General features: G+C 44.0%; 18 protein-coding genes and 1 pseudogene. 14 read left to right on the plus strand and 5 right to left on the minus strand.

Going from position 1 to position 25265, the window contains the following annotated elements:
- Position 1 precedes the first annotated feature (1 nt).
- The 11 genes and pseudogenes from RCO25_RS08395 to RCO25_RS08445 all read left to right on the plus strand — a co-directional run bounded on the left by RCO25_RS08395 (position 2) and on the right by RCO25_RS08445 (position 14202).
- Complete coding sequence (locus tag RCO25_RS08395) at positions 2-3943, plus strand: glycoside hydrolase family 2 TIM barrel-domain containing protein (protein ID WP_308995687.1); 3942 nt, start codon at positions 2-4, stop codon at positions 3941-3943.
- Between the two features lie 18 nt (positions 3944-3961).
- Positions 3962-5866, plus strand: coding sequence for a beta-N-acetylhexosaminidase (locus tag RCO25_RS08400; RefSeq protein ID WP_308995688.1), 1905 nt, complete (start codon positions 3962-3964; stop codon positions 5864-5866).
- Positions 5867-5954: 88 nt separating this feature from the next.
- A complete protein-coding gene (locus RCO25_RS08405) occupies positions 5955-7295 on the plus strand; it encodes a sialidase family protein (protein WP_308995689.1) in 1341 nt (446 codons plus the stop codon).
- An 88-nt stretch (positions 7296-7383) separates the two neighbouring features.
- A pseudogene (locus RCO25_RS08410) lies at positions 7384-8499 on the plus strand (alpha-L-fucosidase); the annotation flags it as partial.
- Positions 8500-8774: 275 nt separating this feature from the next.
- Positions 8775-9599 (plus strand): transposase, encoded by an 825-nt coding sequence (locus tag RCO25_RS08415; protein ID WP_308995690.1) that lies wholly within the window; start codon positions 8775-8777, stop codon positions 9597-9599.
- A gap of 1 nt (position 9600) precedes the next feature.
- On the plus strand, positions 9601-9972 hold the full coding sequence (locus RCO25_RS08420) for a hypothetical protein (protein WP_308995691.1): 372 nt from the start codon (positions 9601-9603) through the stop codon (positions 9970-9972).
- Positions 9973-10397: 425 nt separating this feature from the next.
- Positions 10398-11522, plus strand: a complete 1125-nt coding sequence (locus RCO25_RS08425) for an NAD(P)/FAD-dependent oxidoreductase (RefSeq protein WP_308995757.1) — start codon at positions 10398-10400, stop codon at positions 11520-11522.
- Positions 11523-11844: 322 nt separating this feature from the next.
- Positions 11845-12429, plus strand: a complete 585-nt coding sequence (locus tag RCO25_RS08430) for an SET domain-containing protein (RefSeq protein ID WP_308995692.1) — start codon at positions 11845-11847, stop codon at positions 12427-12429.
- Positions 12430-12647: 218 nt separating this feature from the next.
- Complete coding sequence (locus RCO25_RS08435) at positions 12648-13007, plus strand: MmcQ/YjbR family DNA-binding protein (protein WP_308995693.1); 360 nt, start codon at positions 12648-12650, stop codon at positions 13005-13007.
- 145 nt (positions 13008-13152) lie between these two features.
- A complete protein-coding gene (locus RCO25_RS08440) occupies positions 13153-13746 on the plus strand; it encodes a TetR/AcrR family transcriptional regulator (protein WP_308995694.1) in 594 nt (197 codons plus the stop codon).
- Between the two features lie 264 nt (positions 13747-14010).
- A complete protein-coding gene (locus tag RCO25_RS08445; protein WP_308995695.1) occupies positions 14011-14202 on the plus strand; it encodes a hypothetical protein in 192 nt (63 codons plus the stop codon).
- Positions 14203-14301: 99 nt separating this feature from the next.
- Here RCO25_RS08445 and RCO25_RS08450 read toward each other — a convergent pair whose 3' ends face one another.
- A complete protein-coding gene (locus RCO25_RS08450; RefSeq protein WP_308995696.1) occupies positions 14302-15105 on the minus strand; it encodes a dihydrodipicolinate synthase family protein in 804 nt (267 codons plus the stop codon).
- 138 nt (positions 15106-15243) lie between these two features.
- A complete protein-coding gene (locus RCO25_RS08455) occupies positions 15244-16110 on the minus strand; it encodes a DMT family transporter (RefSeq protein WP_308995758.1) in 867 nt (288 codons plus the stop codon).
- Between the two features lie 195 nt (positions 16111-16305).
- Between RCO25_RS08455 and RCO25_RS08460 the strand changes: the two genes are divergently transcribed.
- Positions 16306-17682: an aminotransferase-like domain-containing protein gene (locus tag RCO25_RS08460; protein ID WP_308995697.1), complete on the plus strand. Its 1377-nt coding sequence runs from the start codon at positions 16306-16308 to the stop codon at positions 17680-17682.
- 87 nt (positions 17683-17769) lie between these two features.
- On the opposite strand, the gene RCO25_RS08465 is transcribed toward RCO25_RS08460, so the two are convergent.
- Positions 17770-19017 carry a helix-turn-helix domain-containing protein gene (locus RCO25_RS08465; protein WP_308995698.1) on the minus strand — a complete coding sequence of 416 codons (1248 nt, stop codon included), beginning with the start codon at positions 19015-19017 and terminating at the stop codon, positions 17770-17772.
- Positions 19018-19289: 272 nt separating this feature from the next.
- Here RCO25_RS08465 and RCO25_RS08470 point away from each other — a divergent pair, with 272 nt between their 5' ends.
- On the plus strand, positions 19290-21353 hold the full coding sequence (locus RCO25_RS08470; RefSeq protein ID WP_308995699.1) for a hypothetical protein: 2064 nt from the start codon (positions 19290-19292) through the stop codon (positions 21351-21353).
- 109 nt (positions 21354-21462) lie between these two features.
- Here RCO25_RS08470 and RCO25_RS08475 read toward each other — a convergent pair whose 3' ends face one another.
- On the minus strand, positions 21463-23040 hold the full coding sequence (locus RCO25_RS08475; RefSeq protein ID WP_308995700.1) for a HEAT repeat domain-containing protein: 1578 nt from the start codon (positions 23038-23040) through the stop codon (positions 21463-21465).
- 142 nt (positions 23041-23182) lie between these two features.
- Between RCO25_RS08475 and RCO25_RS08480 the strand changes: the two genes are divergently transcribed.
- A complete protein-coding gene (locus tag RCO25_RS08480; RefSeq protein WP_308995701.1) occupies positions 23183-24055 on the plus strand; it encodes a helix-turn-helix domain-containing protein in 873 nt (290 codons plus the stop codon).
- A gap of 215 nt (positions 24056-24270) precedes the next feature.
- On the opposite strand, the gene RCO25_RS08485 is transcribed toward RCO25_RS08480, so the two are convergent.
- Complete coding sequence (locus RCO25_RS08485; protein ID WP_308995702.1) at positions 24271-25227, minus strand: phosphotransferase; 957 nt, start codon at positions 25225-25227, stop codon at positions 24271-24273.
- Positions 25228-25265 lie beyond the last annotated feature (38 nt).

Consider the following 25265-nt stretch of genomic DNA (forward strand, 5'->3'; position numbering starts at 1 on the left):
AGTGAGGTCATCTACACTGGGCAGAAGACTAAATATTAACGATAATTGGCGTTTTCAAAGGGAGTTCAACGGCACGCTTGCAGGGGCGCAGCAGCCCGGTTTTGATGACTCAACATGGCGGCAGGTAAATCTGCCCCACGACTGGAGCATCGAGTTGGATTTCAACCCGGAATCCCCTTCTACTCATGAAGGAGGCTATTTGGACGGTGGTGTCGGATGGTACCGCAAAGCGTTTACCTTACCCTCAACTTTGGAAAATAAGCAGCTTTCAATAGACTTTGATGGTGTGTACATGAACAGTACAACCTATTTGAATGGGCAGATGCTCGGTACTTATCCTTTCGGTTATAATGCCTTTACTTATGACATTACCGGTAAGGTTTATACGGATGGCAGGGAAAACGTGCTCGTGGTCAAGGTGAACAATACCCAACCGAGCAGCCGTTGGTATTCCGGCAGCGGTATATACAGAAACGTATATCTCACAGTAAAGAATGCCATTCATGTGGAGAGATACGGCACATTTGTGACAACACCTAGTTTGGAAAGCGATATGAAGGCAAATAGAGCGGGCGTAAACATCAGGACGAAGGTTAAAAATGTATCAGGCGAGCCGGCGGAAATTTCGGTTAAGTCGCTCATTTATGATGCTGACGGGGCTGTCGTTGGATCCGCAGTATCGGGCGAACAAACGATAGATACGGGCAAGGCTGTCATTTTTGAGGATTATACCGTTATTTCAAATCCAAAGCTGTGGAGTACTGACGCCGCATATAGATATAAGTTAGTGACAGAGGTAATGGCAGGCGGACAGTTGATGGACACCTATGAAACAGCCTTTGGACTTCGATATTTTGTATTTGACCCCAATGAAGGATTTTCGCTGAATGGGCAACATATGAAGCTTCATGGGGTATGCATGCATCATGATCTGGGAGCACTGGGCGCAGCTACGAACGCTCGCGCCGTTGAGCGGCAAATGCAGATCATGAAAGATATGGGTGTAAACGCAATTCGGGTAACGCATAATCCCGCATCCCCGGAGCTGATAGAGGCCTGCAATAGCTTGGGATTACTCGTTGTGGAGGAGGCTTTTGACACTTGGAATCAGTCCAAAAAGACTTATGACTTTGGCTCATTCTTCTCCACATGGGCTGAGCATGATATTAAGGAAATGGTAGACAATCATAAAAACGAGCCCTCGATCATTATGTGGTCGATTGGCAATGAAATTTATGATACGACTAGCCCAAGCGGAGTCGAAACGGTCCGTCATTTAGTAAGATGGGTAAAAGAAATAGACACAACGAGACCGACCACCATTGGCGAGGACAAAACAAGAGGCGATAAGGTGAATGTCACCTCTCTTGATGAAAATATTGAAGCGATATTCAATGAAGTAGATGTGATAGGTCTTAACTATTCCGAAAATAATTATTACGGATACCATCAACGAAACGCTAAATGGAAACTTTACGGCTCTGAAACCTCGTCGGCTACGCGTTCTAGAGGCGTGTATACCCATCCCTATGACTATAATCAGAGTATGATTTATGCTGATCACCAGCAATCTTCTTATGACAATGACTATGTAGGCTGGGGAAGAACGGCTGAGGATGCATGGAAATGGGATAGGGATTTAAAACATATCGCAGGACAGTTCATATGGACAGGGTTTGATTATATAGGCGAGCCTACGCCTTACTATCATTCATTCCCTTCGAAGAGCTCTTATTTCGGTGCAGTAGATACCGCTGGATTTCCAAAGGATATATTTTATTATTATCAAAGCCAATGGGGGAAGAAACCGATGGTACACATCCTGCCCCACTGGAATTGGAAGGACGGAGACTCCATCCGGGTGTTGGTATACACGAACGCTCAGAAGGCAGAGCTGCTGCTGAATGGCACGTCTTTGGGAGAGCGAAGATTTGAAACCAAAACAACCTCATGGGGCGCTTCTTATAAAGAAACCACGGATGGCAAGACCTATCTCGATTGGACGGTTCTCTATAAGGAAGGTACATTAGAGGCCGTGGCAATGGACGAGAATGACAATATTATCTGCAGGGATAAGGTGGAAACCGCAGGAGACCCGGCAGCTGTAAGACTTACCGCCGACAGGCAGGTGATCGTGTCAGACGGCAGAGACTTATCCTTTATTACGGCGGACATCGTAGACAATGCTGGTAGAATTGTGCCTACAGCCAACAATCTTATTCATTTCAGCGTTGAGGGCAATGGCGAGCTGGCAGGTGTTGATAATGGAAACGCCGCAAGTATCGAGAGATATAAGGACAATAAGCGCAAGGCTTTCAACGGTAAAGCGTTAGCTGTTATACAATCCAACAAACAATCGGGCGAGATCGTCGTAAACACAACCTCTGCGGGACTTATTGGCGATTCCATCAATCTAACAACGCTGCCGCCTTCTGAGCGCAACAGGCTGGTATCAGCCAAACTCCTCGTTGATTACACGAATCTTGTAGAGGACGACATTTTAGACCTGGAACTTACCGGAATGCTCGAAAGCGGAGAAGTTATTGAGTTGTCCGGTTTTGAGCCAGCTTATACGATGGATCGCAACATCATTACGATTAAAAACAATAAGTTATATGCTCTTAACGAAGGTCAGGTAACGGTAACAGCGACAGTGATGTACGAGGGTGTTGCTGTAACAACATCAGAGCTTAGTCTAAATATTCTAAAGAATACGGTTGAAAGGCATATTGTGAGCATCGAACCGGTAACCCTAATCGTGGACAAAGGCGCAGAACCTAAGCTTCCTGCAACTGTAACGGCAAATTATAACATCGGAATCCCTGCCGGCCGTTCTGTAACATGGGAGAAGGTTGATCAGATCCTCCACGATAAGCTCGGAGAATTTATCGTTATGGGTGCCGTCGAGGAGACGACGATTAAAGCCATGGCAAGGGTGTTCGTCAAGGGCGCAATAGCCGTTGAAACTATAAGTATGGCTGTATTGAAACATCGATTGCCTAAATTACCGCAAGCCTTAACGGTATATTACAATGACGGAACAGAGGAAGAGAAGGCAGTCAGGTGGGGGAATATTCACGCTGAAAGCATGAGCAGAGCAACCGAATTTGACGTGGAAGGCCTGATTGCGGGTATTGAAATCAAAGCAATAGCGCACATCAGGGTGACCGATGAAATAGGCTTGGTGCACAATATAAGCAGGTCTAAGAACGGCTATGACTACCCCAAAGCAGAAGCTTCCTTTACGAACAGAGAGCCAGGTTCCAAAGATGCCATCGAGGTCATTAATGACGGTGTAATATCTTATGGGGAAGATCCGCATAACCGTTGGACAAATTGGCAAAGCGAACCCCGTTTGAGCGATTGGGTATCTGTCACTTTTGGTGATTTTGGGCCTGAGGAATACGACGTAGACAACTTGGAGGTCCATTGGTTTGAGGACAACCAATCATCTTTCCCTGCTTCTTTTAAAATACAGTATAAGCATAACTATGCTTGGGTTGATGTGACCAACATGCAGAGTCTTCCCGAATTTACTGCGCTGCATCAGGCCAATTACTATTCATTTGACCGGGTAAAAACCTCGGCATTGAGGATGGTTATGCTCGCAAAACCAGGCAAGAGCTTAGCCATTTCCGAGATCAAAATATTTGACAAGCAGCCCAAAGCCAATAGTGAACCAAAGGTTAGGGATATCCTGCTAGACGGCGAAAGCATAATTAACGACTTTGTTCATACAGGAAGCAGCTATGAATGCAGCGCTACGATTAGCAGTGCTTCTAATATCCCGCAAATTACCGGAATCGGTGAGGACAACACGAGTATTACGGTGATTCCAAAGGCCGCACTATCCAAAGCAACGTTGATAGCCAAATCGGAAGACGGTAAGAAGACTGCCGTATACAATGTTACATTTGATCCGAATCCTCACGGCAAGATTTAGAAATGGAGGCCTGCTAGAATGATATTACATTTGTATGGGGATCTCGATCTTGTGGAGGCCGGCATTCAGGAGTTAGCAAGCATCGTCAAGATTGAGCAGAGCGAGAATGGCATTCCCGTTCAAATCGTGAAACGCAGCGGTTCGCTTCGTGTTTCGCTTGAGAATGGACAGGGGTATATCGCGTTCGCTGAACAACATCATTTTTTTCGTGCGCTTGGTCTGTTTGTGGAGTATGCCCAAGAGATGGGACGGTTTGATCGGACGGAAGAGCCGCGGTTTGACTTTAACGGTCCGATGTTGGATGTTTCCCGCAATGCCGTGTTGAAGCTCGAGACAATTAAACAGATGATCCGCTATATGGCTTTGATGGGCTTGAACGGATTGATGCTTTATACGGAGGACACCTACGAAATTCCGAACCGTCCATACTTCGGGTATATGAGGGGACGTTATACGACGGATGAATTAAAGGAGTTGGACGATTATGCGGCGCAATTCGGCATCGAGATCGTTCCATGCATTCAAACGCTAGCCCATCTGGCATCGGCGCTGAAATGGCCGTTTGCCTCTGCAATGAGAGATACCAACGATATCCTTCTTGTCGATGAACCCCAGACATATACGTTTATTGAAGAGATGATTTCGGCGGCAACCGCCCCTTTCCGTTCGAAGCGCATTCATATCGGAATGGACGAGGCTTTTGGTCTCGGTCTTGGCCGCTATCTGGAGCGTAACGGTTACCGGGAACGGTTTTCGATCATGAACGACCATGTGAGCAAGGTTCTGGACATTACTCAAAAATACGGCTTGAAACCTATGATTTGGAGTGATATGTACTTTCATTTTCTATCGAATGATCAGCATGCGTTCCATTATAATTTGAATGTCGATTTTTCGCAGGAAAGGCTTGAACAAATCCCGAAGGACGTCCAGTTTGTATACTGGGATTACGGCAACCGGGATCAGAGCGTTCATGAGCGTATTATGAACAGGCATAAGGAATTCGGTTCGGTTCCTTTATTCGCCGGAGGTATTCATATATGGGGAAGCATGAGTCCGAATTACGGAAAAACTTGGATGAGTACCCATCCAGCACTGCTTGCTTGCAAGAGTGAGGGCATCAGAGAGGTGTTGGCAACCGCTTGGGGAGATAATGGCCAGGAAACGAATCATCTCGTCATGCTGCCGGGATTACAGCTCTTCGCTGAGCATGGCTACTCGGATGATGTAACCGACGCTGTATTGCGCACACGATTCGCAGCTTGTACGGGGATGGATTTATTCGATGATATCGTCGGTCTCAAAGAGATGGATGAAGTTCCGGGCGTCGAGCAGGGCAACCATTACATGGCCAAACCTTCCAAATATTTGCTGTGGCAGGACATCCTGCTTGGACTGTTTGACAAGCATGTCGAGGGAGATGCGGAGAACACGCTGCCAGAGCATTACGCGAAGCTGGGGAACTGGTGGCGGACGTCTAAAGAGAAAGCAGCCGCCCCGTTTGATGCTATATTCGGTGTGTATGAAAAGCTGAGCGGCGTTCTCGCTAGCAAAGCAACCATCGGTATTGAAATTATGAGGCTGTATCGTGATGATCGTAAAGAAGATCTGCGGAAGATCGCCGAATTCCGACTGCCAGCTCTTCATAAGCAGGTCGATGAATTGAGAAAGGCACACAGTCGACTTTGGATGCTGACCAACAAGCCGTACGGATGGGAGGTGCTTGATACCCGTTACGGCGGACTGTTAGCGCGTATATCATCCGCTTGTCAGCGTCTTCTGGATTATACGGAAGGGCGCGAAGGCAGGCTGGAGGAATTGGAATGCGAGCGGCTCCCATTCGATACTGAGTTTTCGGATCGTCCGCTCACGTTGAACGTGTCAGGTTACCATCGGATCGTCAGCGCATCGTCGATCATTTAATGCTCAAGCAGGTTCCTAACGAAACAAGCCTTCAACCGGGATTTCATATCCGGTTAACCATAATTTAAATGCTGGGGGTTAATTAATCATGCCAAATATTGAAACGCAAGCCGTTTTTTATCCGAATTTAGCTGGTTCAAGAGCCTATCGAATTCCATCGATGATTACAACCAGCAAAGGAACAGTGATAGCAGGGATTGATGCAAGGATTGTGGATCAGACAGACAATCCTAACCAGATCGATGCCACAATCAGGCGAAGCGAAGATCATGGACAAACGTGGGGCCCAGTTCAAAAGCTTGTTGCTTTTGCTGGGGAAGGCTTAGATGGTGCAGCAGCTATTGATACGTCACTTTTGGAAGATGAAGAAACAGGTACTATTTTTATGCTTTATATGCATACACCTGGTGGAATTGGTCTTTGGGCAAGTGAGCCTGTAATTGGTTTTGATTCAGATGGACGCAGGAAGTTATATGATCAAGAAGGTAATATATATTTACTTGCCGAAGATGGAGAAGTTACTGATTCTGAAGGTAATGGGACAAGTTATACCGTTGATGAAAAAGGGTATGTGTTCAAAGGCGGAGAGGCCCGAGGAAATATTTATTATAAAAAAGGCATCGATCCAAATGAGAGTTTGCTAGAAGCAAGAACGTCATTTTTGCAAATGATTCAAAGTGAAGATGATGGGCTTACCTGGTCCAAGCCAAGAGAATTAAACCCAATGGTTAAAGAGGAATGGATGCGCTTTATTGGATCCGGGCCCGGCTGCGGAATTCAATTAAAGCATAGTGAAAAAGCAGGTCGCTTAGTATTCCCGATTTATTTTTCAAATGAATCAGGCCATTTATCCTGTACTTGTATATATAGTGACGATCACGGGGCTACTTGGCAGCGTGGAGAATCTCCGAACGACGGAAGAGAATTGGACGGCGAAGTTCTGTCTGCGAAGACCATCTCTGAAGGGAAGCAGTATTTGACAGAATCACAGGTCATTGAATTGCCGGCAGGTGAACTGAAATATTATTTGAGAAATCATTACGGACTTCAAAGAACAGCTGTTACAACGAGCACAGATGGCGGGAAAACATGGGGTGAAGTTACGTTTGATATGGCACTAGTGGATCCAATTTGCCAATCAAGTGTCGTACTGTATCCTGATCAGGGGGATGGGAAGGTACGAGTCTTATTCTCAAATCCGGATGATGAGAAAACAAGGATAAAGGGAACTGTACGCCTCAGTGAGGATGGCGGAAAAACTTGGCCATACAGCAAAGTGGTTGAAGACGGATATTATGGTTATTCCTGCTTAACCGTACTTAAAAATGGTGATATTGGTGTTCTGTATGAAAAGGTATATGATTACTCCGATTGGAATAACATGGATATTCAATTTGGAACGTTTACGTTGGAATGGCTGAAATCATGAGGGAGCAGAATATGACAAACACCGACATTATCGAATCGCTATAGGGAAAACTTATCGTTTCATGTCAAGCGTTAGAAGATGAGTTCTAAATGGAACAGGAGATATTGTAAAGGAAGTTGCAGAAGCTTGTCGCAGGGGCGGCATTAAATTCGGAGTCTACCTGTCTCCGTGGGATCGGCATGAGCAAACCTATGGCGATTCGCCTATGTATAACGAATACTTTAAAAATCAATTAAGAGAGCTGCTGACGGGTTACGGGGATATTTTCTGCGTCTGGTTTGACGGTGCCTGCGGGGAAGGCCCGAACGGGAAGCGCCAACAATATGATTGGGAATCGTATTATGCGATCATTCGTGAGTTGTAGCCCAATGCCGTCATATCGGTTTGCGGTCCTGATATTCGTTGGTGCGGGAACGAAGCGGGCCATTGCCGAGAGTCAGAATGGAGCGTCGTGCCAGCATCTCTTAGATTGAATGAGAGTATACAAGAAAAATCGCAGCAAGCGGATGATCGGGAATTTGCAAAAAGATACGATCCTCAAGAAGATGATCTTGGAAGCAGAGAAGTGATTCAGCATGAGAGCGAATTGGTCTGGTATCCTGCCGAAGTCAATACATCGATTCGTCCAGGCTGGTTTTATCATGCTTCAGAGGACGAAAAGGTCCGATCGCTTGATGAGCTGTTGAACATCTATTACAATTCGGTTGGTGGAAATGCGACGTTTCTGCTGAATCTCCCGCCGGATTCTCGAGGACTGATTCACGAGAATGATATGAAGCGTTTGAAGGAGCTTGGGGACGTGATTCGCCATACGTTCAAAACCAATTTGGCGTCCATTGCAATCGCCAAAACCTCTGAGGCGATGAACTGCTGTGATGCGGCCAATATGTTGGATGGGAACCGGGATACATTCTGGTCTCCTGAAGAAGGTACAGAGCAAGCATTTATTGAAGTCGATTTGCAAAGTGAACTAATGTTTGACCATGTTGTGCTTCAGGAACACCGATACGGACAACGAATTGAACGATTCGAGCTGGAGTATAAAGAGGGTGAGAAGTGGGTTCCGTTATACAAAGGCACGGTTGTCGGCTACAAGCATATATGTCGGTTTGATGCGGTTGTATCGCGATTCATTCGACTGAAGATCATAGAATCGAGATGGTGTCCGACGATTTCCTCTTTTGAAGTTTATAGGAGCAAATAGGCATCGAAATTTTACTCATTATTAATTCTCTATTTTGTTATTTCAAAGATAAGTATGAGTAATGAGCAAATTAATATTTGCAATTGAAGAGCCGGAACTTTATTTACATCGCTCCTATCCAGCGGATAGGGGCCTTTTTCATGTAAACGTATACATGTCGATTTTGTTTTTCTCTATTTTCCCCTATAAATGAACCTTTACGAAAAAGAAAAAAAGGATTGCTAACTCTAGATTGTTCACATACTGGAGTTACGTATAAATCTGCTGAAGCTGAGATGCTTAGCCTAAAGCACTCTTCGTATGGATATGATGTGCTTGCTCTCGTTGGCGAATTGCGCTTTAAGCAGCATCGAACCGTTAAAGAAATTGCCGATGCGTTGAACGAACGTGGAATTCCAACGAGTGAACGGCATGCTCAGAATCTGTACGAACGCTACCAGACACTGCTTTCTGAAAGTCTAGATGACCATGTAAACAAAGTGCTCGCAGAAACGACTGAACAAAATGGCGGTATCATTCTATCCATGGATGGCGTCCAACCTGAAAAGGGAAATGAAACTCTTTATGTGCTGCGCGAAGTCTTCAGCGGAACCGTTCTCGCTGCACAAAACATGAAGAGCGGGACGGCAGAAGAATTGATAACACTTATCGAACCCATCATGAAGCTGGGCTATCCCATTGTAGGTATTGTAAGTGACGGACAAAAATCCATCCGGCTGGCATTTGAAACACTGTTACCGGATGTACCTTACCAATACTGTCAGTACCACTATCTGAAAGACATCGCCAAACCCATTGTCGACGCCGGTCGCAAGTTAAAAATGGAACTCAAAAAAAGCATGCGTGGGATTCGGGACATCGAACGAAAAATAGAGCAAGCTGAGATCCAAGCATCTGAGAAGGAGCAAACGGACCAGTCAGATTCGGAAACGGCTGAGGTCACTGAAGCACAGATTGCCAAGGGATATGTGGCGGCAGTTCGAGCCTTGCTCCTTGAAGACGGAGATCCACCACTGGAGCTTCCCGGATTACTGATTTATGATCGTGCCCAAGCCATTCAGGCTTCTTTACAAAGATGCTTGAGTAAAAAAAGAGCCTAGTTTGCTTCAAAGTGTTGTCAGAATATTCAGTAAAACAGATGGAATGACGAATGTTTATGAAGCGGTATCTCGGCTCATGAAACCGTTGGATCATATAGCCGCTATCCTTACCCCTGGTGAAGATAAAAGTAGCGAGACGGCCCAGTGGGAGATGTCGATGCTTCTGGATTGGGTGAAACAAACCTATACGCTTGAGGGTGACAAGCTCATGGTTGATAATGTACTCAACTATTCCAAAGGGTTTTGGAAGGGACTCTTCACTTGTTATGATCACTATTACATCCCAAGAACCAATAATGATTTGGAACAATTCTTTAGACGGACAAAGGCTTGTCATCGCCGGATTACGGGACTCCGCAATTGGAACAGCTAAATTGTACGCAATGGTGAAATGATCGTTTTGGTGGATGACGCGCTTCGTCAAGAGCATGTAATTTCCCGTCTTCGTTCTGTTTCCTTTGGTGACTACAAGAAACGGAAAGCTCAGTGGGACCAACGTTTATCCGGCGTAATATTACGTAAAAAGTTTAATCGCAATACCGAAGGCTACCTCAACGACTTAGAACAAATGTGGGATCAATTAAACAGTTAGTTAATTGTACTGTCGTGGCTTTTTTTATTCCCCACCAAATATTAACTACCACAACCTACGATGAGAACAATTATTTTGAATAGATGGAAAAGTATTTGTGTTTTGCACTTTATGAGACTTTTCAAATGCCGCGTCATACGCGGCTTTTTCTATTTGATAGGGATCTCGTTATAATGAGAAGAGCGATTACAGAAAGGAGTGGAATCATCGTGAGGGTAATTGTCATTGGAGCGGGAATTGCTGGAGCATCAACCGCATACCAATTGGCTAAGCAGGGAGCAGAAGTCTTCATCATCGATCGGAAAGATGAAGGACAGGCTACGGATGCAGCTGCCGGCATTATTTGTCCCTGGCTTTCGCAGCGGCGCAATAAGACTTGGTATAGGCTTGCGAAAGCCGGAGCGAGTTATTACCCTGTGCTAATTGAAGAGCTTGAAAGCGAAGGGGAAACCGAAACCGGCTATGCCAGGGTCGGGGCCCTCAGCATACATATGGATCCGGAGAAGATCGACAAAATGGAAGAGAGAGCTTACAAGCGTATGGAAGACGCGACAGAAATCGGTGAGATAACCCGGCTTGATGAACAGAGGACCCGAAAGCTCTTCCCGCTGCTTGCAGAAGGATATTCATCCATTCATATTAGCGGGGCTGCCCGTGTCGATGGCCGGGCGCTGCGTGATGCTTTGCTTCGATCTGCACAAAGGAACGGGGCTGAGCTTATATATGGGGATGCTAAACTGGAATTTCAATACAACCGTGTAACGGGCGTAACAGTTGGGGCTAATCGCTACCCGGCTGACATCGTTATCGTTTGTGCCGGGGCTTGGGCGCGACCGTTGCTGCAACCTCTAGGCATTGATTTTAATGTAAGTTATCAGAAAGCTCAAATCATGCACTTGCAGGTTCCAGACGCAATACAAAATACTGGAAACTGGCCGGTTGTTATGCCGCCTTCCGATCAATACCTGCTCGCCTTTGAACAGCAGAAAATCGTGATAGGGGCAACTCATGAAAATAATATTGAAGGCTATGATACGAGAATCACGCCTGGCGGAATGCATGAGATTTTAAGCAAATGTCTTACATTCGCACCTGATCTGACAGATAGCACGTTCCAGGAAGTAAGGGTGGGCTTTCGCCCTTTTACAGCTGATTTTCTTCCGGTTATAGGAGCCATTCCAGATTGGGAAGGACTTCTTGCCGTAAACGGTCTCGGGGCCTCCGGATTGACGATGGGTCCTTATATCGGAGTCCAGTTGGCTAAGTTAGCACTAGGAATGGAATTAGATATCGATCTAGCCGATTATGACATTCGAAAAGCCATCAGCTGACCTTTTGGTTTATCACGAATAAGGCTGTAAGAGGGTACAAAAACATACGTATATTGAATTCCGCTTTTTTTAAAGCGGATTTTTTTTATGCAAATAACATCTTGTACAAAGGTCATGGCAAGAACATAAGCTCATTTTCGTGGAGCTAATACAAATTAAATTCAATGGCAGCTTATTGAACTAACTGGCAGATTAGCCTAATAATACACTCAATATACAAACGCCAGGGTAACTAAAGATAATAGGTAACGGCTAGTGACAATCTGAAAAACTGGTACATATCGTATTATGATACTGATATGAGGAAGGGTGAACTAAAAACATGATTCATCCAGAAACAGAACTCCGATTTGTAAGTGAAGAGGTAGGTGTCGGTGTATTTGCTACGAAATTCATCCCAAAAGGAACGATTGTCTGGATTTCAGATGATTTAGATATGATGCTTAAGGAGGATTATGTAGATTCCCTCGATGAAATTCGGAAAGAGATGGTGATTAAATACTCTTACCAAGAAAATAATGGCGATTATATTCTTCATTGGGATCACTCAAGGTACATGAATCACAGTTTCCAACCCAATTGTATTGATACAGCTTATGAATTTCAATTAGCTGCAAAAGACATTAATCTTGGTGAACAATTAACATGTGATTATGGAATACTGGGTGATGATGAAAAATTTGAATGTGTACCTGAAGAAGGAGCGTCTCGAACAAGAGTCAAAGCAGATGATTATTTAAACTATTATCAGGAATGGGATGATATGGCTAGGGAGGCGTTTAAGTATTTCAATGATGTTGAACAACCGCTAAAATATTTAATTAAAAAGGAATTTGTTGATAAAGTTAATGCGGTTGCTTGTGGACGTGAACCATTAGATTCGATTCTCATTACTTTCGAAACTTAGTTGTACCGATATAGGAAACTTTAATCATCTTGATATCTGGAATATCGCTGCCCGGCAAAAGAAAGACCCGAATCATTTTCGCATGATCGGGTCTTTAAACTAATCATCCGTTTTTATTCCCCCACTAATGGGCAGGAATAGTCGGGGTATATTCAATTATAATAATGAAATACACGTCATAAGGAATTTGTTGTTATAGGAGAAGGCGAGGTACTGATTTGAAGAATAATATTATTGAATACTGTTTAAAGAAGAAAGGAGCGGCTAAGGATTACCCTTTTGGACCCGATCCATTGGTGATCAAAATTGCTGGCAAAATGTATGCGCTTATTTTTGAGAACAAAGGGGATTATTCTTATTTAAACTTAAAATGTGACCCGGTGATCGCGGAAAATATGAGAGAGCAACATGAGAACGTTCGACCAGGCTACCATATGAACAAAAAACACTGGAATACGATTACAATGGATGGCTCCTTACCAGAGTCGGATGTTTTTGTAATGATTGACCACTCTTACGATATGGTTGTCAAAAACCTTCCAAAGAACCTCCGAGAATCTATATTGGAAATGAACTAACGGTATAACAACCGATCAGAACGACAAGATTTTAAGGGAAATAAACGCCAAGCCGATAATGATTCATGGCTTGGCGTTTATCTATAATGGACAGCGACACTAGTGCGGGAGCTCGGTCTTTCAAGATCGACTTGATTTTAATCGAATGATCGTTTATTATATTTGCATGAGACATAAAGATGAAAATAAAAACGAAAGCATTTTTAATGCAGCGATCCAGCTGATAAATGAACATGGTTTAGCGGAAACTTCGATGTCCAAGATCGCGAAAAAAGCCGGTGTATCTGCTTCAACGATTTACGTCTATTTTGAAAACAAGGAGGATATGCTGAACAAGTTGTATTTGAGTATTAAAAAGAAGATGAGTCTAGAAGTGTTTTATGAGTACGATGACTCTTTCTCGTTACAATCAGCTTTTGAACATGCGTTGAGAAAGTTTTTAACTTTTATTTTGACCAATAAAGATGAATTTTTATTTATTGTGCAATTTTCAAACTCACCTCTCCTTCATAAGTTATCTCTAAAAGAAGGAACAGAATTGTTTGAGCCGCTCTTTAACTTATTTGAAAAAGGCAAGAGTCAAAATGTTTTCAAACAAGTGGACACGAACCTGCTCCATATGTTCATGTTTAGCCCAGCCATGGAATATGCTAAGCAGTATTTTGGCAGTCAAACAGAGTTGAAACAGGAAAGCTTGAACGAATTAATTCAAATGAGCTGGGATGCTTTAAAGGCTTAATATGCCACTTTCAGAGGGAAAAAATTCTAGAAATCAATCCCTCTGATTTAAAACGCTTGTTTTTAATCGAATGATCGTTTATTATAAAAATTCAAACGAATAATAAAGAAGTAACGGTTAATTTTTTTATATAAAAAGTTCGAAATCCGCACATCGGACATGAAAAGAAACTTTTTCCAATGAAATCACCCTAAAAATGCATATTATTTAACGAATACATCCAAAATAATTTGAATTTAAAAATAGAATGGAGGTCAGATCCTTATGAAACAAGATCAGCTAAGCAACTCCAATATTAAGAAGCAGCCGGTTGCCTTTACCAATTTAAATCACTCGGGAACAAGCTATGCGCAGAATGCGATAGAGCATGTACCGGCGGAGAACTCCATTAACGAAGAAGCGTCAGAAAATTTGGTAAAACAGGTTATGCAAAATAAAGATAATATTGAAAAATGAAAGGTGATTAGAAATCCCAATGGTTTTAATGAAATTTTTCAATGTTCTGAGTCAGAGCTGCATGAGCAAAAGCCCGGTTATAAACCGGGCTTTTAGCTTTTATTCAGCTCCCAGAGGCGAACGGCAGCTTCCCGTTCCCATTCCCAATTGATTGTAATATTCTTTTATATTCACAATAGTTTGACCGTGTGTGACCTGGGCAATCATCTGAGAGATTTCTTCAACATTTACGGTTCTGTTCTCTAGAAGAGTATCAAACGTTTGCTTAATTTCTTTAGGAAAAACATTTCCGGCCATACTGGACAAGCCATTACATCCACCTAAAACAATATTGGATACTAGGTTTACATCACCTGCTGCGAACCGAACAAACGATTCAGGAAACACCGTGTCTCTATGACGATGAATGTCTCCTGCTTCCTTAAAACCCAAGATGTTTTTATGTCTTCTTATTAAATCGTGTAAAAACTCTGGATTCAAATCAAAACCTGTTCGGGAAGGATTGTTGTAAAGAATCACATCTTTGGTTGTGTGTGTGAGTAACTCATCCACATATAAGATTGCTTGTTGCTGGGTCGGTTTAATATAAGGAGGGAATCCGATCATTACCATATCAAATACCGATCCTTCAAGTGCTTCGATTAATCTTACCCCGTCTCGGGTTCTAGTAGATGCAACGCCAAAAATCAATTCTATATCTTGAAAATGCTTCTGATTGAAATAGTCTATGATATGCAGACGTTCCTCGATGCTCAATGAATGCTGTTCCCCTGTTGAGCCTGATACAAACAGAGAGTCAATTCCGTTTTCTTTCAAATAATTGACTATTGGCTCGAATCCCTCCAAATATAAGCTTTCATCTTCCCGAAATGGAGTAGGTAAGGCAATATGGAAATTTTTCATGTAGATTAATATCCTCCCAGTCAAAAAATTATAGTGTTGCTTTGAAGACATTACGTTAGAGGGGCCACTCTTTTAATGGTCATACCAACTACAGGATTGGTATTAAAAACGACTAGCAGAGCGAGTTGACGTTGAAAACTATTTTGATGCGAATCGCCGTGCGTTCGCAACGCACAGTACGACACCGATATTTACTATAAAGATAGGCCAACCAATTGATTCGTGCAAAACGAGAGCCGAAAGTAGCAGGCCGAAGAACGGCTGTAGGAGTTGTAACTGCCCGATCGCTGCTATACCTCCCTGGGCTAGACCGCGATACCAGAACACAAAGCCGATGAGCATGCTGAACAGGGAGACATAAGCAAGGCTCAAGAGTGCGGAAGTACTTACACCCGCCCATGAAAGCGGCATGTAATAAAACGAGAGCAGTGACATAACGGGAAGTGACAGAACGAGTGCCCAGGAGATCACCTGCCAGCCCCCTAGCCTCCGTGAGAGTCGTGCCCCTTCCGCATAACCGTAACCGCACACGATGATAGAAGCCAACATTAACGAATCACCGACCGGCGAAGAGGTAGCCCCTTGAGTTAGGGTGAATCCTGCCACAATGGAGCTGCCTAGAGCTGATATGATCCAAAAGGTTGGTCGCGGGCGTTCACCGCCCCGCAGTACGCCGAAGATCGCCGTCGAAAGCGGCAGAAGGCCAATGTAAATAATTGCATGCGCGGATGTGACGTACTGAAGCGCTAAGGCTGTCAGCAATGGGAAACCTACTACCACGCAAAGTGCTACCAACGATAACGGAACGATGTCGCCTAGGACTGGTCGTCGTTGCCGGAAGATGAGGAGAAGCACTCCTGCTAACACCCCTGCAATTGCGGCACGGCATACGGTGAGGAATAACGGATCAAAATCCATCACAGCCAACCGTGTTGCGGGTAGCGAGCCGCTGAAGATGAGCACGCCCAGGAAACCATTGATCCAGCCGCTTGTCGTTTTGTTAATTACAATCACCTCAAAAAAATTTATACAAAAATGCACTCGACATAGTGAGATTTCAAGGAACAAAAATATTTATAAAATACATTTCTGTATGATTGTTTGTATTATAATAGATACAAAATACGATGTATATTGACGATTTATCGATCTGTATGGGTACAGATGGTTGGCTGGATTATTCGAGTTGGAGGCATATTTATGAAAAATAAAAAGGATTCCATTCAGCAAATCATCCGTTCGGACATTGTCAATGGTCTCATCAAACCTGGTCAGAAGTTACCTTCCATCCGTATGCAGAGTCAAAGATTCGGTTGTAGTCTCAACACGATTATTGGTGTTTATCAGGAACTCGAAAATCAATATCTCATTTATTCACGTCCGAAGAGTGGTTATTTCGTCGTAGCGAGGGAAGCGCTTCTTCCTCTGCTGCAAACAAAACGAATCGATTTTGCATCAGCGGCTCCCGATCCCACTTCGATATCGCAAATCGACTTTCGTCAATGCTTGAACAAAGCGATGGAATTATTTGAGACGTCCATATTCACTTATCCCGATCCACAGGGTTTGCTTTCTCTTCGCCAGGAGATCGTGAAGCTTTTTCAGCAGCAACAGGTTTTCCCTTCGGCACAGCAAGTTTTTATATTTTCAGGAGCTCAGCAAGCTCTTCATCTTCTAGCCGGGATGCCTTTCCCAAATGGAAAAACCAACATTCTGGTCGAGCAACCAACGTATTGGGGAATGCTTGCTGCAATTAAAACACAAAGACAAACCGTAATTGGTATAGAAAGAACTCCTGATGGTATTGATTGGGTAACTTTGGAGCGCCACTTTCAAAGTAATAATATAAAGTTTTTTTATACAATCCCGCGATTCCATAATCCCTTAGGCACTTCTTACACGGCGGAAGACAAGCAGCGACTGGCAGAACTCGCCAAAGCTAATGACGTTTACATCGTTGAGGATGATTTTCTTGCTGATTTGGAAACAAACAGTAAAGCAGATCCAATTCACGCTTATAAGGGAGCCGGTCATGTCATTTATCTCAGAAGTTTTTCCAAAGTGATGCTGCCCGGATTAAGGATTGCCGCGGCCGCAGTACCAGATTCGTTTATTCCTATACTCCAATGGCATAAACATACGGCGGATCTGAGCACCTCAGTGCTTTCTCAAGGTGTGCTTGAGATTTATATGAAGTCTGGGATGTATGCTCATCATGCAAAGCGAATGAAATCCTTGTACAATCATCGCATTAAACATCTAAGGGAAGTTTCACAGCGATTATTGCCCAAAGAGTGCTTATATACCATTCAATCTTGCGGAGGGCTCTTTGCTTCAATACAGCTTCCGGACTCCATTGATACAGAGGATTTGGTCAAACGATTGGAGAATCGTGGCGTAGATGTACTAGCTGCCGATAAGCAGTTCCTCTCATCTTTTCCTAAGCTTAATTTACTGCGCCTTAGCATCATTCGATCCGATGAGCAAGCTATTGAAGAGGGCATCCGCATCATTGCCGAAGAAATGGAGCGTGTTCAACATACAAACAACTTCCCTAAGCCATTCTTTCGGTTGTGAATAAGTTAGCTTGTTCAAGATGTGAGTGAAGATAGTACAAAAAAGCACAAACAACGGTAACCGTACATTCGGAAGCTCAACTTGCAATCAACTTGAGTGGTTTCGGTCCCGATATTTCTTAGGCGTTACTCCTGCGTGTTTCTTAAATACCTTAATGAAATGGGTTTGATCATAGAAGGTGAGCCGTGCACCAATCCTTGAAATCGTGTCGCCCGAATGATCGAGCAGCTTCTTAGCCTCTTCTACTCGTTCCCTCTGGATATAGTTCATCAAAGTCAAACCGGTCTCCTTTTTGAATAGCTGCGACAAATAGTTAGGGTTGAGTCCGGACACATTTGAAAGCTGCTGTAACGTCATTTCTTCGAACAGATGAAGGTAAATGTATTCTTTGCTTACCTGGACCGGTTTGGTAGAGCTGTTTTTGCGGCTCTGGCCGACACGATCAGCAAAATCCACAATTGCTCTGATAACGGCAGCCTCTACCAATGCCAGTTCGTTCAGTTCTTCGATATGTTGAATATGCAAATCGCTCAGCGTGATGGCTAATTCCTCATTCAACCCTCCTTCCAAGGCAGCATTGCTGCTCAAGGCTATTCCGCATATCGCGAGGTTTTTCACGCTTCGAAGGTGGCTTCGTTTTGAGAGCACCCCGATTTGGTCGTCGCTGTTAGTAGTTTTGGCCAACATCTTCATTAACTCGGTCTTATCACCGCTTCGAATTAAGGCAAGCATCTGTTGCGCACCTGAGATTCCTTCGTGGAAGACGGAATATTCTCGGAGATCTGCAAGTGCAAGCTCACTCTCCTTCAGTTGATTAGACAATCCATATTGCAAACTGGTTTGAAGCACGTCCGTGATTTCCAGTGCCTCTTGATTAATCATCAAGTTTGCCGACACGCAGATATGCAATAATCGCAGGCGGTTCATGATCGGAAGGTTATGCCAATACTCCATCCATTTCGTCCGCTCCTGGATCGGAATTCCATAATCGTTCAAGAGTTTTGTGAATATCTCGCCGTTCGGCTTTTGCCTGGTGACTGGGCCGATGACGATGATGGCTTGACACTGGTCTTTTCGTCTTACCGGCACAACGGCAAACTGCTCCAAATAGTTGGATTCATGAATAGCCGGTCCATTTAAGACTGTTCCTTGACTGGCAGCCAAACGGAAAAGCTCAGCCGGGTCAGAATGCGAAGGGGAGGGAGACAGGCTATCACTCCAGATGTATTCCTCTTGTGGATCAACATTCGATTTGCAGAAAACCGGAAGCTGCAGACTTTCATGAATCAATTTACCCAAATAGGCCAAATCGGGAAAATCACTAGATGTGAACATCACAAGAACCTCAATTTCATACTTTTTTTCTATATAACATACCATATTTCGATTTTAATGTATGTCATAATGCATCTGTAAGTGTTTTCAAAAACTAATGTGTTGGAAGTGAGATGAGATTAATATGGTTTGATCTAACAGAGGAGAAACAGGCTCAAATAGCCAGAGACCTTGCAAAAAGAAGGATAAATGCCAACGCGGACGACAGCATTAAAGTACCAGAACCGATAAAAAAATAATGAAGTCACAATAGGAAGCAGGAGGAAGATAGGATGCCAAACCATGAAACGGAAAAGGGAAATACCATAAAATCGCTGTACGACGGGGTGCAAGACCCACAGTTTCAAAATCCATATGTGGACATCGATGAATGGCGGAATGAGCCTGCTCACCATCGGTACATTCATGGCGGATTCGAGGGGACCGATACCAGATTTTCGTTCTACTTCCCGCCAGCTGAAGTCTATGAGGGACGCTTCTTTCAACCTGTCTACCCTGTTCAGGGAAGCGAAAACGCAGCCCAAAGCCATATTGACGGCGTGGACAATAAAATTGGCTTTGCCATTTCCAGCGGCGCCTATTTAGTAGAAAGCAATATGGGCGGAGCATCCTCTGACGTTACACTTGTATATCGCGCAAGCGCCGCAGTAGCGCTATACTCCCGGGTCAAAGCGGCGGAATTGTTCGGCCCGCACCGTCCTTACGGTTATATTTACGGCGGCAGCGGCGGCGGATTCAAAACGATAAGCTTCATCGAGAATACAACAGGCGTTTGGGATGGCGCAGTGCCATTTGTCATCGGAACACCAATGGCGATTCCAAATGTCTTCACGGTACGCGTCCACGCGATGCGAATTCTCAAGGATAAGTTCCCTGCAATCCTTGACGCGATTGAGCCCGGCGGCAGCGGCGATATGTATGCAGGATTGAACGAAGAAGAAAGACATGCACTTCAAGAAGTGACCAGAATGGGGTTCCCGCCTAAGGCGTGGTTTGCCTACAAAGAAATTGGTGATGGAGCGCTTACGGTACTGACTCCTGCCGTCATGAATATGGACCCCTCTTATTTCGAGGATTTCTGGAACGTTCCAGGATACCTTGGAGCCGATCCCGAAAGTTCCGCTTCGCGTGCGCGCCTTCAACATAAGACTGTCGTAACGGGGGTCATCCGGCCCGGAAAGAAAGAGGTCATGGATTCCGATGGAGCGGTAAAAATGGGAGTCGATGACGCCTGGAAAATGCTTACGGAGGATAAGGAGTCATTACCTTCCTTTAAGTTGGAAGATGTCCCGGAGGGGGATGTATATCTGGATGGAGCATTTGTCCGGTTTACCAGCGGCGAGGCCGCCGGTCTGAAAATCCCTTTTGGCCAGATCAACGGAAACGTCGTTACGGTCGGTTCGGCATTCGGATTTTTCACATCCGTTCAAAGCTTAGATAAAGTGAAGCCAGGCGACGAGGTCGTTCTGGACAACTCGGACTATATCGCCATTCAAACCTATCACCGGCATCAGGTACCGACTGCCGAATATTCCGTGTGGGATCAGTATCGGGACGACAACGGCGAGCCGTTGTATCCGCAGCGTCCAATTCTAGTGGGGCCTGCCGTTGCCTATGGAGGGGCAGGCTCGGTACAAAGAGGCTGTTTCGAAGGGAAAATGATTGTCGTGCAAACGCTGATGGACGAAAGTGCGTTCCCTTGGCAGGCCGATTGGTATCGAAGCAAAGTCAAAGAATACCTGGGAGAGCAGCTCGATGATCGTTTTAGACTTTGGTTCGTGGATCACGCTTTGCACGCCGACACGAGTTCGAACAATGTTCTAGACGGACTCCATATTGTAACCTACATTCCCGCTCTGCATCAGGCGCTTCTCGATTTGAGTACTTGGGTAGAAAGAGGGGTTATCCCTCCAGCCAGCACCAACTACGAAGTTGTCGAAGGGCAAGTTATTGTTTCGTCCAAAGCTGCAGAACGTAGAGGTATACAGCCAGTCATTTCCCTCAAAGCCAATGATGGTGAGCGGGCCGAAGTTTCGGTGGGCGAAACGGTCTTCTTTATGGCAGAGATCGAAGTTCCGCCGAATACAGGTAAAATCGTGTCTGCAGAATGGGATTTTGAAGGGGAAGCAACCTTTTCGATTAATGCGACCGTCAATCACACCAATGAAGAGGGATCATCAGCGGTTGTGAAGACAACATATGCATTCTCCAAACCGGGAACCTTTTTCCCAGTATTGCGAGCTTCGTCAAACAGGGAAGGTAATTGCAGCGACTTGTATACTCAAGTGGTGAATCTACACAGAGTTCGAGTCGTGGTGCAAGAAAACGACATTTAAAAAGATCACCGCAAACCGTTGACTAGGGTCCAATACGAAGGGCAGGATAACAACAACAGCATAATGCTGTTGTTGTTACGCATGCAAGTTGAGTTAATAATGGGGCAACCTAGAAAGTACTAACATTACTTGTATCCGGACACCAGCGGGAAGAGCGGTAAAAACGGATCAAGATATCGACTGCTTCCTCCGTTCTGAAATGGGTGAGTGCTTCCGATGCATAAGCTCTGACGTAACGGTCCTTGCTGTAAAGCGCTCGCTCCAAGGAGCGGATAGCTTCCTTCATATCGCCAGCATTACCGATACGCAGCAGTGAAAGTGCCGCAGTATATCCGATCTTATTGATAATGTATGGCTGATGGCTTGCATACGACTTTATGGCTTCCGTATTAATCGATTCTGAAGTATCGTCAGTTTCGCTTAGAAGAGAATCTTTCAATACTTTCGCCAAAGCCGAAACAATTTGTTCTCCAGCATTCTTGATCATACCTAATGATTCAACTGCATTTCGGCGAACCCATTCGCTCTGATCCTGCAAGCTTGAGATAAGCGAGGGTACCACTTCACCTTCAGAAGATCCTATCATACCAAGAACGAAAACCGCCAACGCTCTGCGCTTCTCATCCTTATGCTTCATAACACGAAGAAGCTCAGGAATCGCCTCAATGCCAGCTCCTTGCAATCCATATGCTGCCCTTTCCGCTGTCAGTCTCGACCCCTCCGTAATGTGACTAATCAGCGTTTCAATCCCTTCTGTTCCAAGCTGCCCAAGCGCATAGGCTGCATTCAAAGCGGTCGTTTCCACCTGATCGTTTAATAGAAGCCCTAACGAGGGAGCGCATGAAGCTGCCGCTGTTCCGATCCGTCCCAATTCGTCGGCCGCCCGCCCGCGGTTGGTAGCATTCTCTGCCCCAAGCTCTTGCCGTAATGCCAACAATCGCTCCTCGACCGTTGTCGTGTAACCCTGCTTTACCGTATGTTCTCCGCGGAGCCAATCCCATACGTCCTGCCATAAATTCATATGGATAGCGGGCGTTCCTTCAGGCACAATCATCTCTTTGCTTCGATGATTCCAGCTCGGAAACTCCGGTGCGCTCAATCTGAGAAATTGAAACTTAAGCATATAACGATCTAGTTCTGACACATTAAGCGAGGCTTTATGCCACAAGTCGAAATGCACTAGCACCATAGTACCTGCCTTGCCTGTGGGCAGCAGAGGCTCCCCTCGGTCGCCGAGGAATTTTTCGTAATATTGGGTGCCTGGCATAATCGCAGTAGGCCCTAAATCTTCGGTAATATCGTGGGTGTAATAGAAAATCATTGCCCACCACGGACGATGGCTGCGCATGGAAGACCAATAGCCGTCTTTGTGCCATTTTCCGCCACCCGGCGTCGAATTTCCGGGTTGGTTGTAATGACAGTGGCGATGTGGATGCATGTAATAATCCGAACCAAGTACACTGCTCAAGGCTCCCTTGACGACTGGCGTATCGAACAACTGCTGAATGTCTGGAACACGGGGCAGAATGTTGTTTCCAGGATTTCCTTCATTATGCATAACGTGATTGATCTGATTCATGATGCTCAGATGAAGTTGATGAGGCATGTCGTTCTTAAGTACAAGATAGCCTTTGGTAATAAATTGTATCATTTGTTCATCTGTCAACAAGTAGTTGCTTTCTAACATGTGAACTCCTCCTAAGAAATCTTCGTCTTCACATAGAAATTTTATAATATTTAATTTATTTTGTATTTGCAAAATCGTCAGTTATGTGTACAATCGTCATATCAATTGCTATTTAGTTTTCAGTATAAGGTGGTGTTCGAGGATGGATTTTGCTAACTTACATCCTTACGTGTACTATGCAACCCGGTATCCATTCTCCAAAGGACAGACTAGCAACAATCGGATCAGTTATGCCTCCTCACTATATTTGATCAGTGAAGGAAAAGGTGTAGTTCACACATGTGGCCGCACTCATGAAACGGCATCCGGTTCTCTAGTGTACATACCAGCAGGACAGCTCCACCATTGGGTTGCCGACAGCCAAGACCCGATGGTCCACGTTTGCTGTTATTTTGATTGGTCATACATAGATCGTCGGGCTGAGTTCGCCCACCCCAGCAAGATCTGTTTTGATGCAGCCACTCTGGTTCCTGCTCTGATCGGACCAGCATTTCCTTATTATTTACCGGAGCATGTGAAAGTGGAGAAGCTTCGGGTATGGATGGATTTTTTCGAGAGGTTTTATACAGAAAATCACTATACAAATGAGCGGAGTTATGTTCGCAGCTTAAAGATTCAGAGCAGCTTTCAGCAGTTTATCGAGTTTTTTCTAACATTTGCCCTGAAAGAGGATCATATGCCCAATCCCCGCATGTCCAAGCTGCTAGAGCGACTAGATCAGGATCTAGTACAAGGCAATCTTAAGCCTTTCGAAAACTATTACAGAGAGTTATGTATAAGCCGTGGTTACTTTTTTGATTTATTCAAACATGCAACCGGATTGCCGCCTACACAGTATGTCATTCAATTCAGGATCAATCGGGCGAAAGATGACCTTCTCTTTACGAATCTGAGCATTACAGAGATCGCAGAAAAGCATGGATTTTCATCTTTACATTATTTTTCGAAGATATTCCGAAAGTTAAATGGCCTATCACCACGGGAATACAGAGAAGGGAACAGGGTAGGTCTGTGAAGATACGGCAGCCTCGTTGGACTAACGGGCAGATCAGCCAACATTGAGCAGCATTATGAATTGACTTTTTATGATACGGGTTACCGTAATATAGCTAAACACAAAGTATTATTTGACCATAAGTTATACATTCATATATAAAGACAAAGCCACTCCATTACTAGGAGCGGCTTTTTGACGGGACTTTTCTTATTTAAAAATTCCATTTTAAAAAGTTATAATTTCTTGTTTAATATATCCATTTGAAGCTTTACAGTTTTAAGCAAATGATCATGATACCTACCCCAAGTTCTCTTGCAGATAATTCCCAACCTTCTGACCCCAATCCATAATGCCCAGAGGTCAATTTCTATTTGGTCATCATACGAGAGGTCTCTTACTTCGTTATATCCTTTTGCTAAGGAAGTATAGCCCCAATAACGCTGTTCATGCTGTCCATCATGCAATTTAAAATGCCCTAAATCATATAGTGGACTATTTCCTTGAATCTCCCCAAAGTCAATAATGCCCGTAAAGTTTCCATTATGAGCGAAAATATGTGAATCATCAAAATCCCCATGGATTAAACAAGATGGATGTCTTAACATTAATGCTGTTCCAGTATTTAATGTGCTTCTGATTTGGGATGTAACATCCTTATGAAAAACATTCTCTGATAATAAAAATAGATCTTCATCTAAATATTCATAAATGTTATCGTGTAATGAATCTTTTTCACCTTGTAGAATATTTCCACATTCTTCGTTACCTCTTTTAATCCAGCCAAAACCATCAACTCGTACTTGATTTATAACCGCAATTTGTTTTCCAGCATTAAAAAGTATGTTCTCGTATTCGTCTATTGGAGGATAAGCTTCAATATTGGAACCAAGGATTTCTTTAACAAGCATCATTGACATCCCTAATGCTTCATTATGATGTTCAAAGTATATAACTTCTGGAACTTGAACTTTTTTTTGTCTTAGTAATGAATGTACATGTACTTCTATAGCAAAACTCATATCTTGTTCTGGAAGAACCCGAAGATAAAAGGTATTCTCACCTAATAGAACACGATACACATAAGTAGAAACGCCACTTAATACTCTTTCTAATTTAAAGTCTCTTGAATTAAGGTGATCACTTACTATTTGTGTTACTAAATCAATATTAGGAGCATCTTTTTTTATCAATAGCTTAGTCCTCTCTAATGTAAATTCATAAGTAAAAT

The organism is Paenibacillus sp. LHD-38 (assembly GCF_031157315.1).
Taxonomy (GTDB): domain Bacteria; phylum Bacillota; class Bacilli; order Paenibacillales; family Paenibacillaceae; genus Pristimantibacillus.

Coding starts and splice junctions, on each gene's coding strand:
- RCO25_RS08480 (WP_308995701.1), top strand. CDS start 23,183: ATGGATTTTGCTAACTTACATCCTTACGTGTACTATGCAACCCGGTAT.
- RCO25_RS08415 (WP_308995690.1), top strand. CDS start 8,775: ATGCTTAGCCTAAAGCACTCTTCGTATGGATATGATGTGCTTGCTCTC.
- RCO25_RS08460 (WP_308995697.1), top strand. CDS start 16,306: ATGAAAAATAAAAAGGATTCCATTCAGCAAATCATCCGTTCGGACATT.
- RCO25_RS08450 (WP_308995696.1), bottom strand. CDS start 15,105: ATGAAAAATTTCCATATTGCCTTACCTACTCCATTTCGGGAAGATGAA.
- RCO25_RS08405 (WP_308995689.1), top strand. CDS start 5,955: ATGCCAAATATTGAAACGCAAGCCGTTTTTTATCCGAATTTAGCTGGT.
- RCO25_RS08475 (WP_308995700.1), bottom strand. CDS start 23,040: ATGTTAGAAAGCAACTACTTGTTGACAGATGAACAAATGATACAATTT.
- RCO25_RS08445 (WP_308995695.1), top strand. CDS start 14,011: ATGAAACAAGATCAGCTAAGCAACTCCAATATTAAGAAGCAGCCGGTT.
- RCO25_RS08465 (WP_308995698.1), bottom strand. CDS start 19,017: ATGTTCACATCTAGTGATTTTCCCGATTTGGCCTATTTGGGTAAATTG.
- RCO25_RS08430 (WP_308995692.1), top strand. CDS start 11,845: ATGATTCATCCAGAAACAGAACTCCGATTTGTAAGTGAAGAGGTAGGT.
- RCO25_RS08470 (WP_308995699.1), top strand. CDS start 19,290: ATGCCAAACCATGAAACGGAAAAGGGAAATACCATAAAATCGCTGTAC.
- RCO25_RS08440 (WP_308995694.1), top strand. CDS start 13,153: ATGATCGTTTATTATATTTGCATGAGACATAAAGATGAAAATAAAAAC.
- RCO25_RS08400 (WP_308995688.1), top strand. CDS start 3,962: ATGATATTACATTTGTATGGGGATCTCGATCTTGTGGAGGCCGGCATT.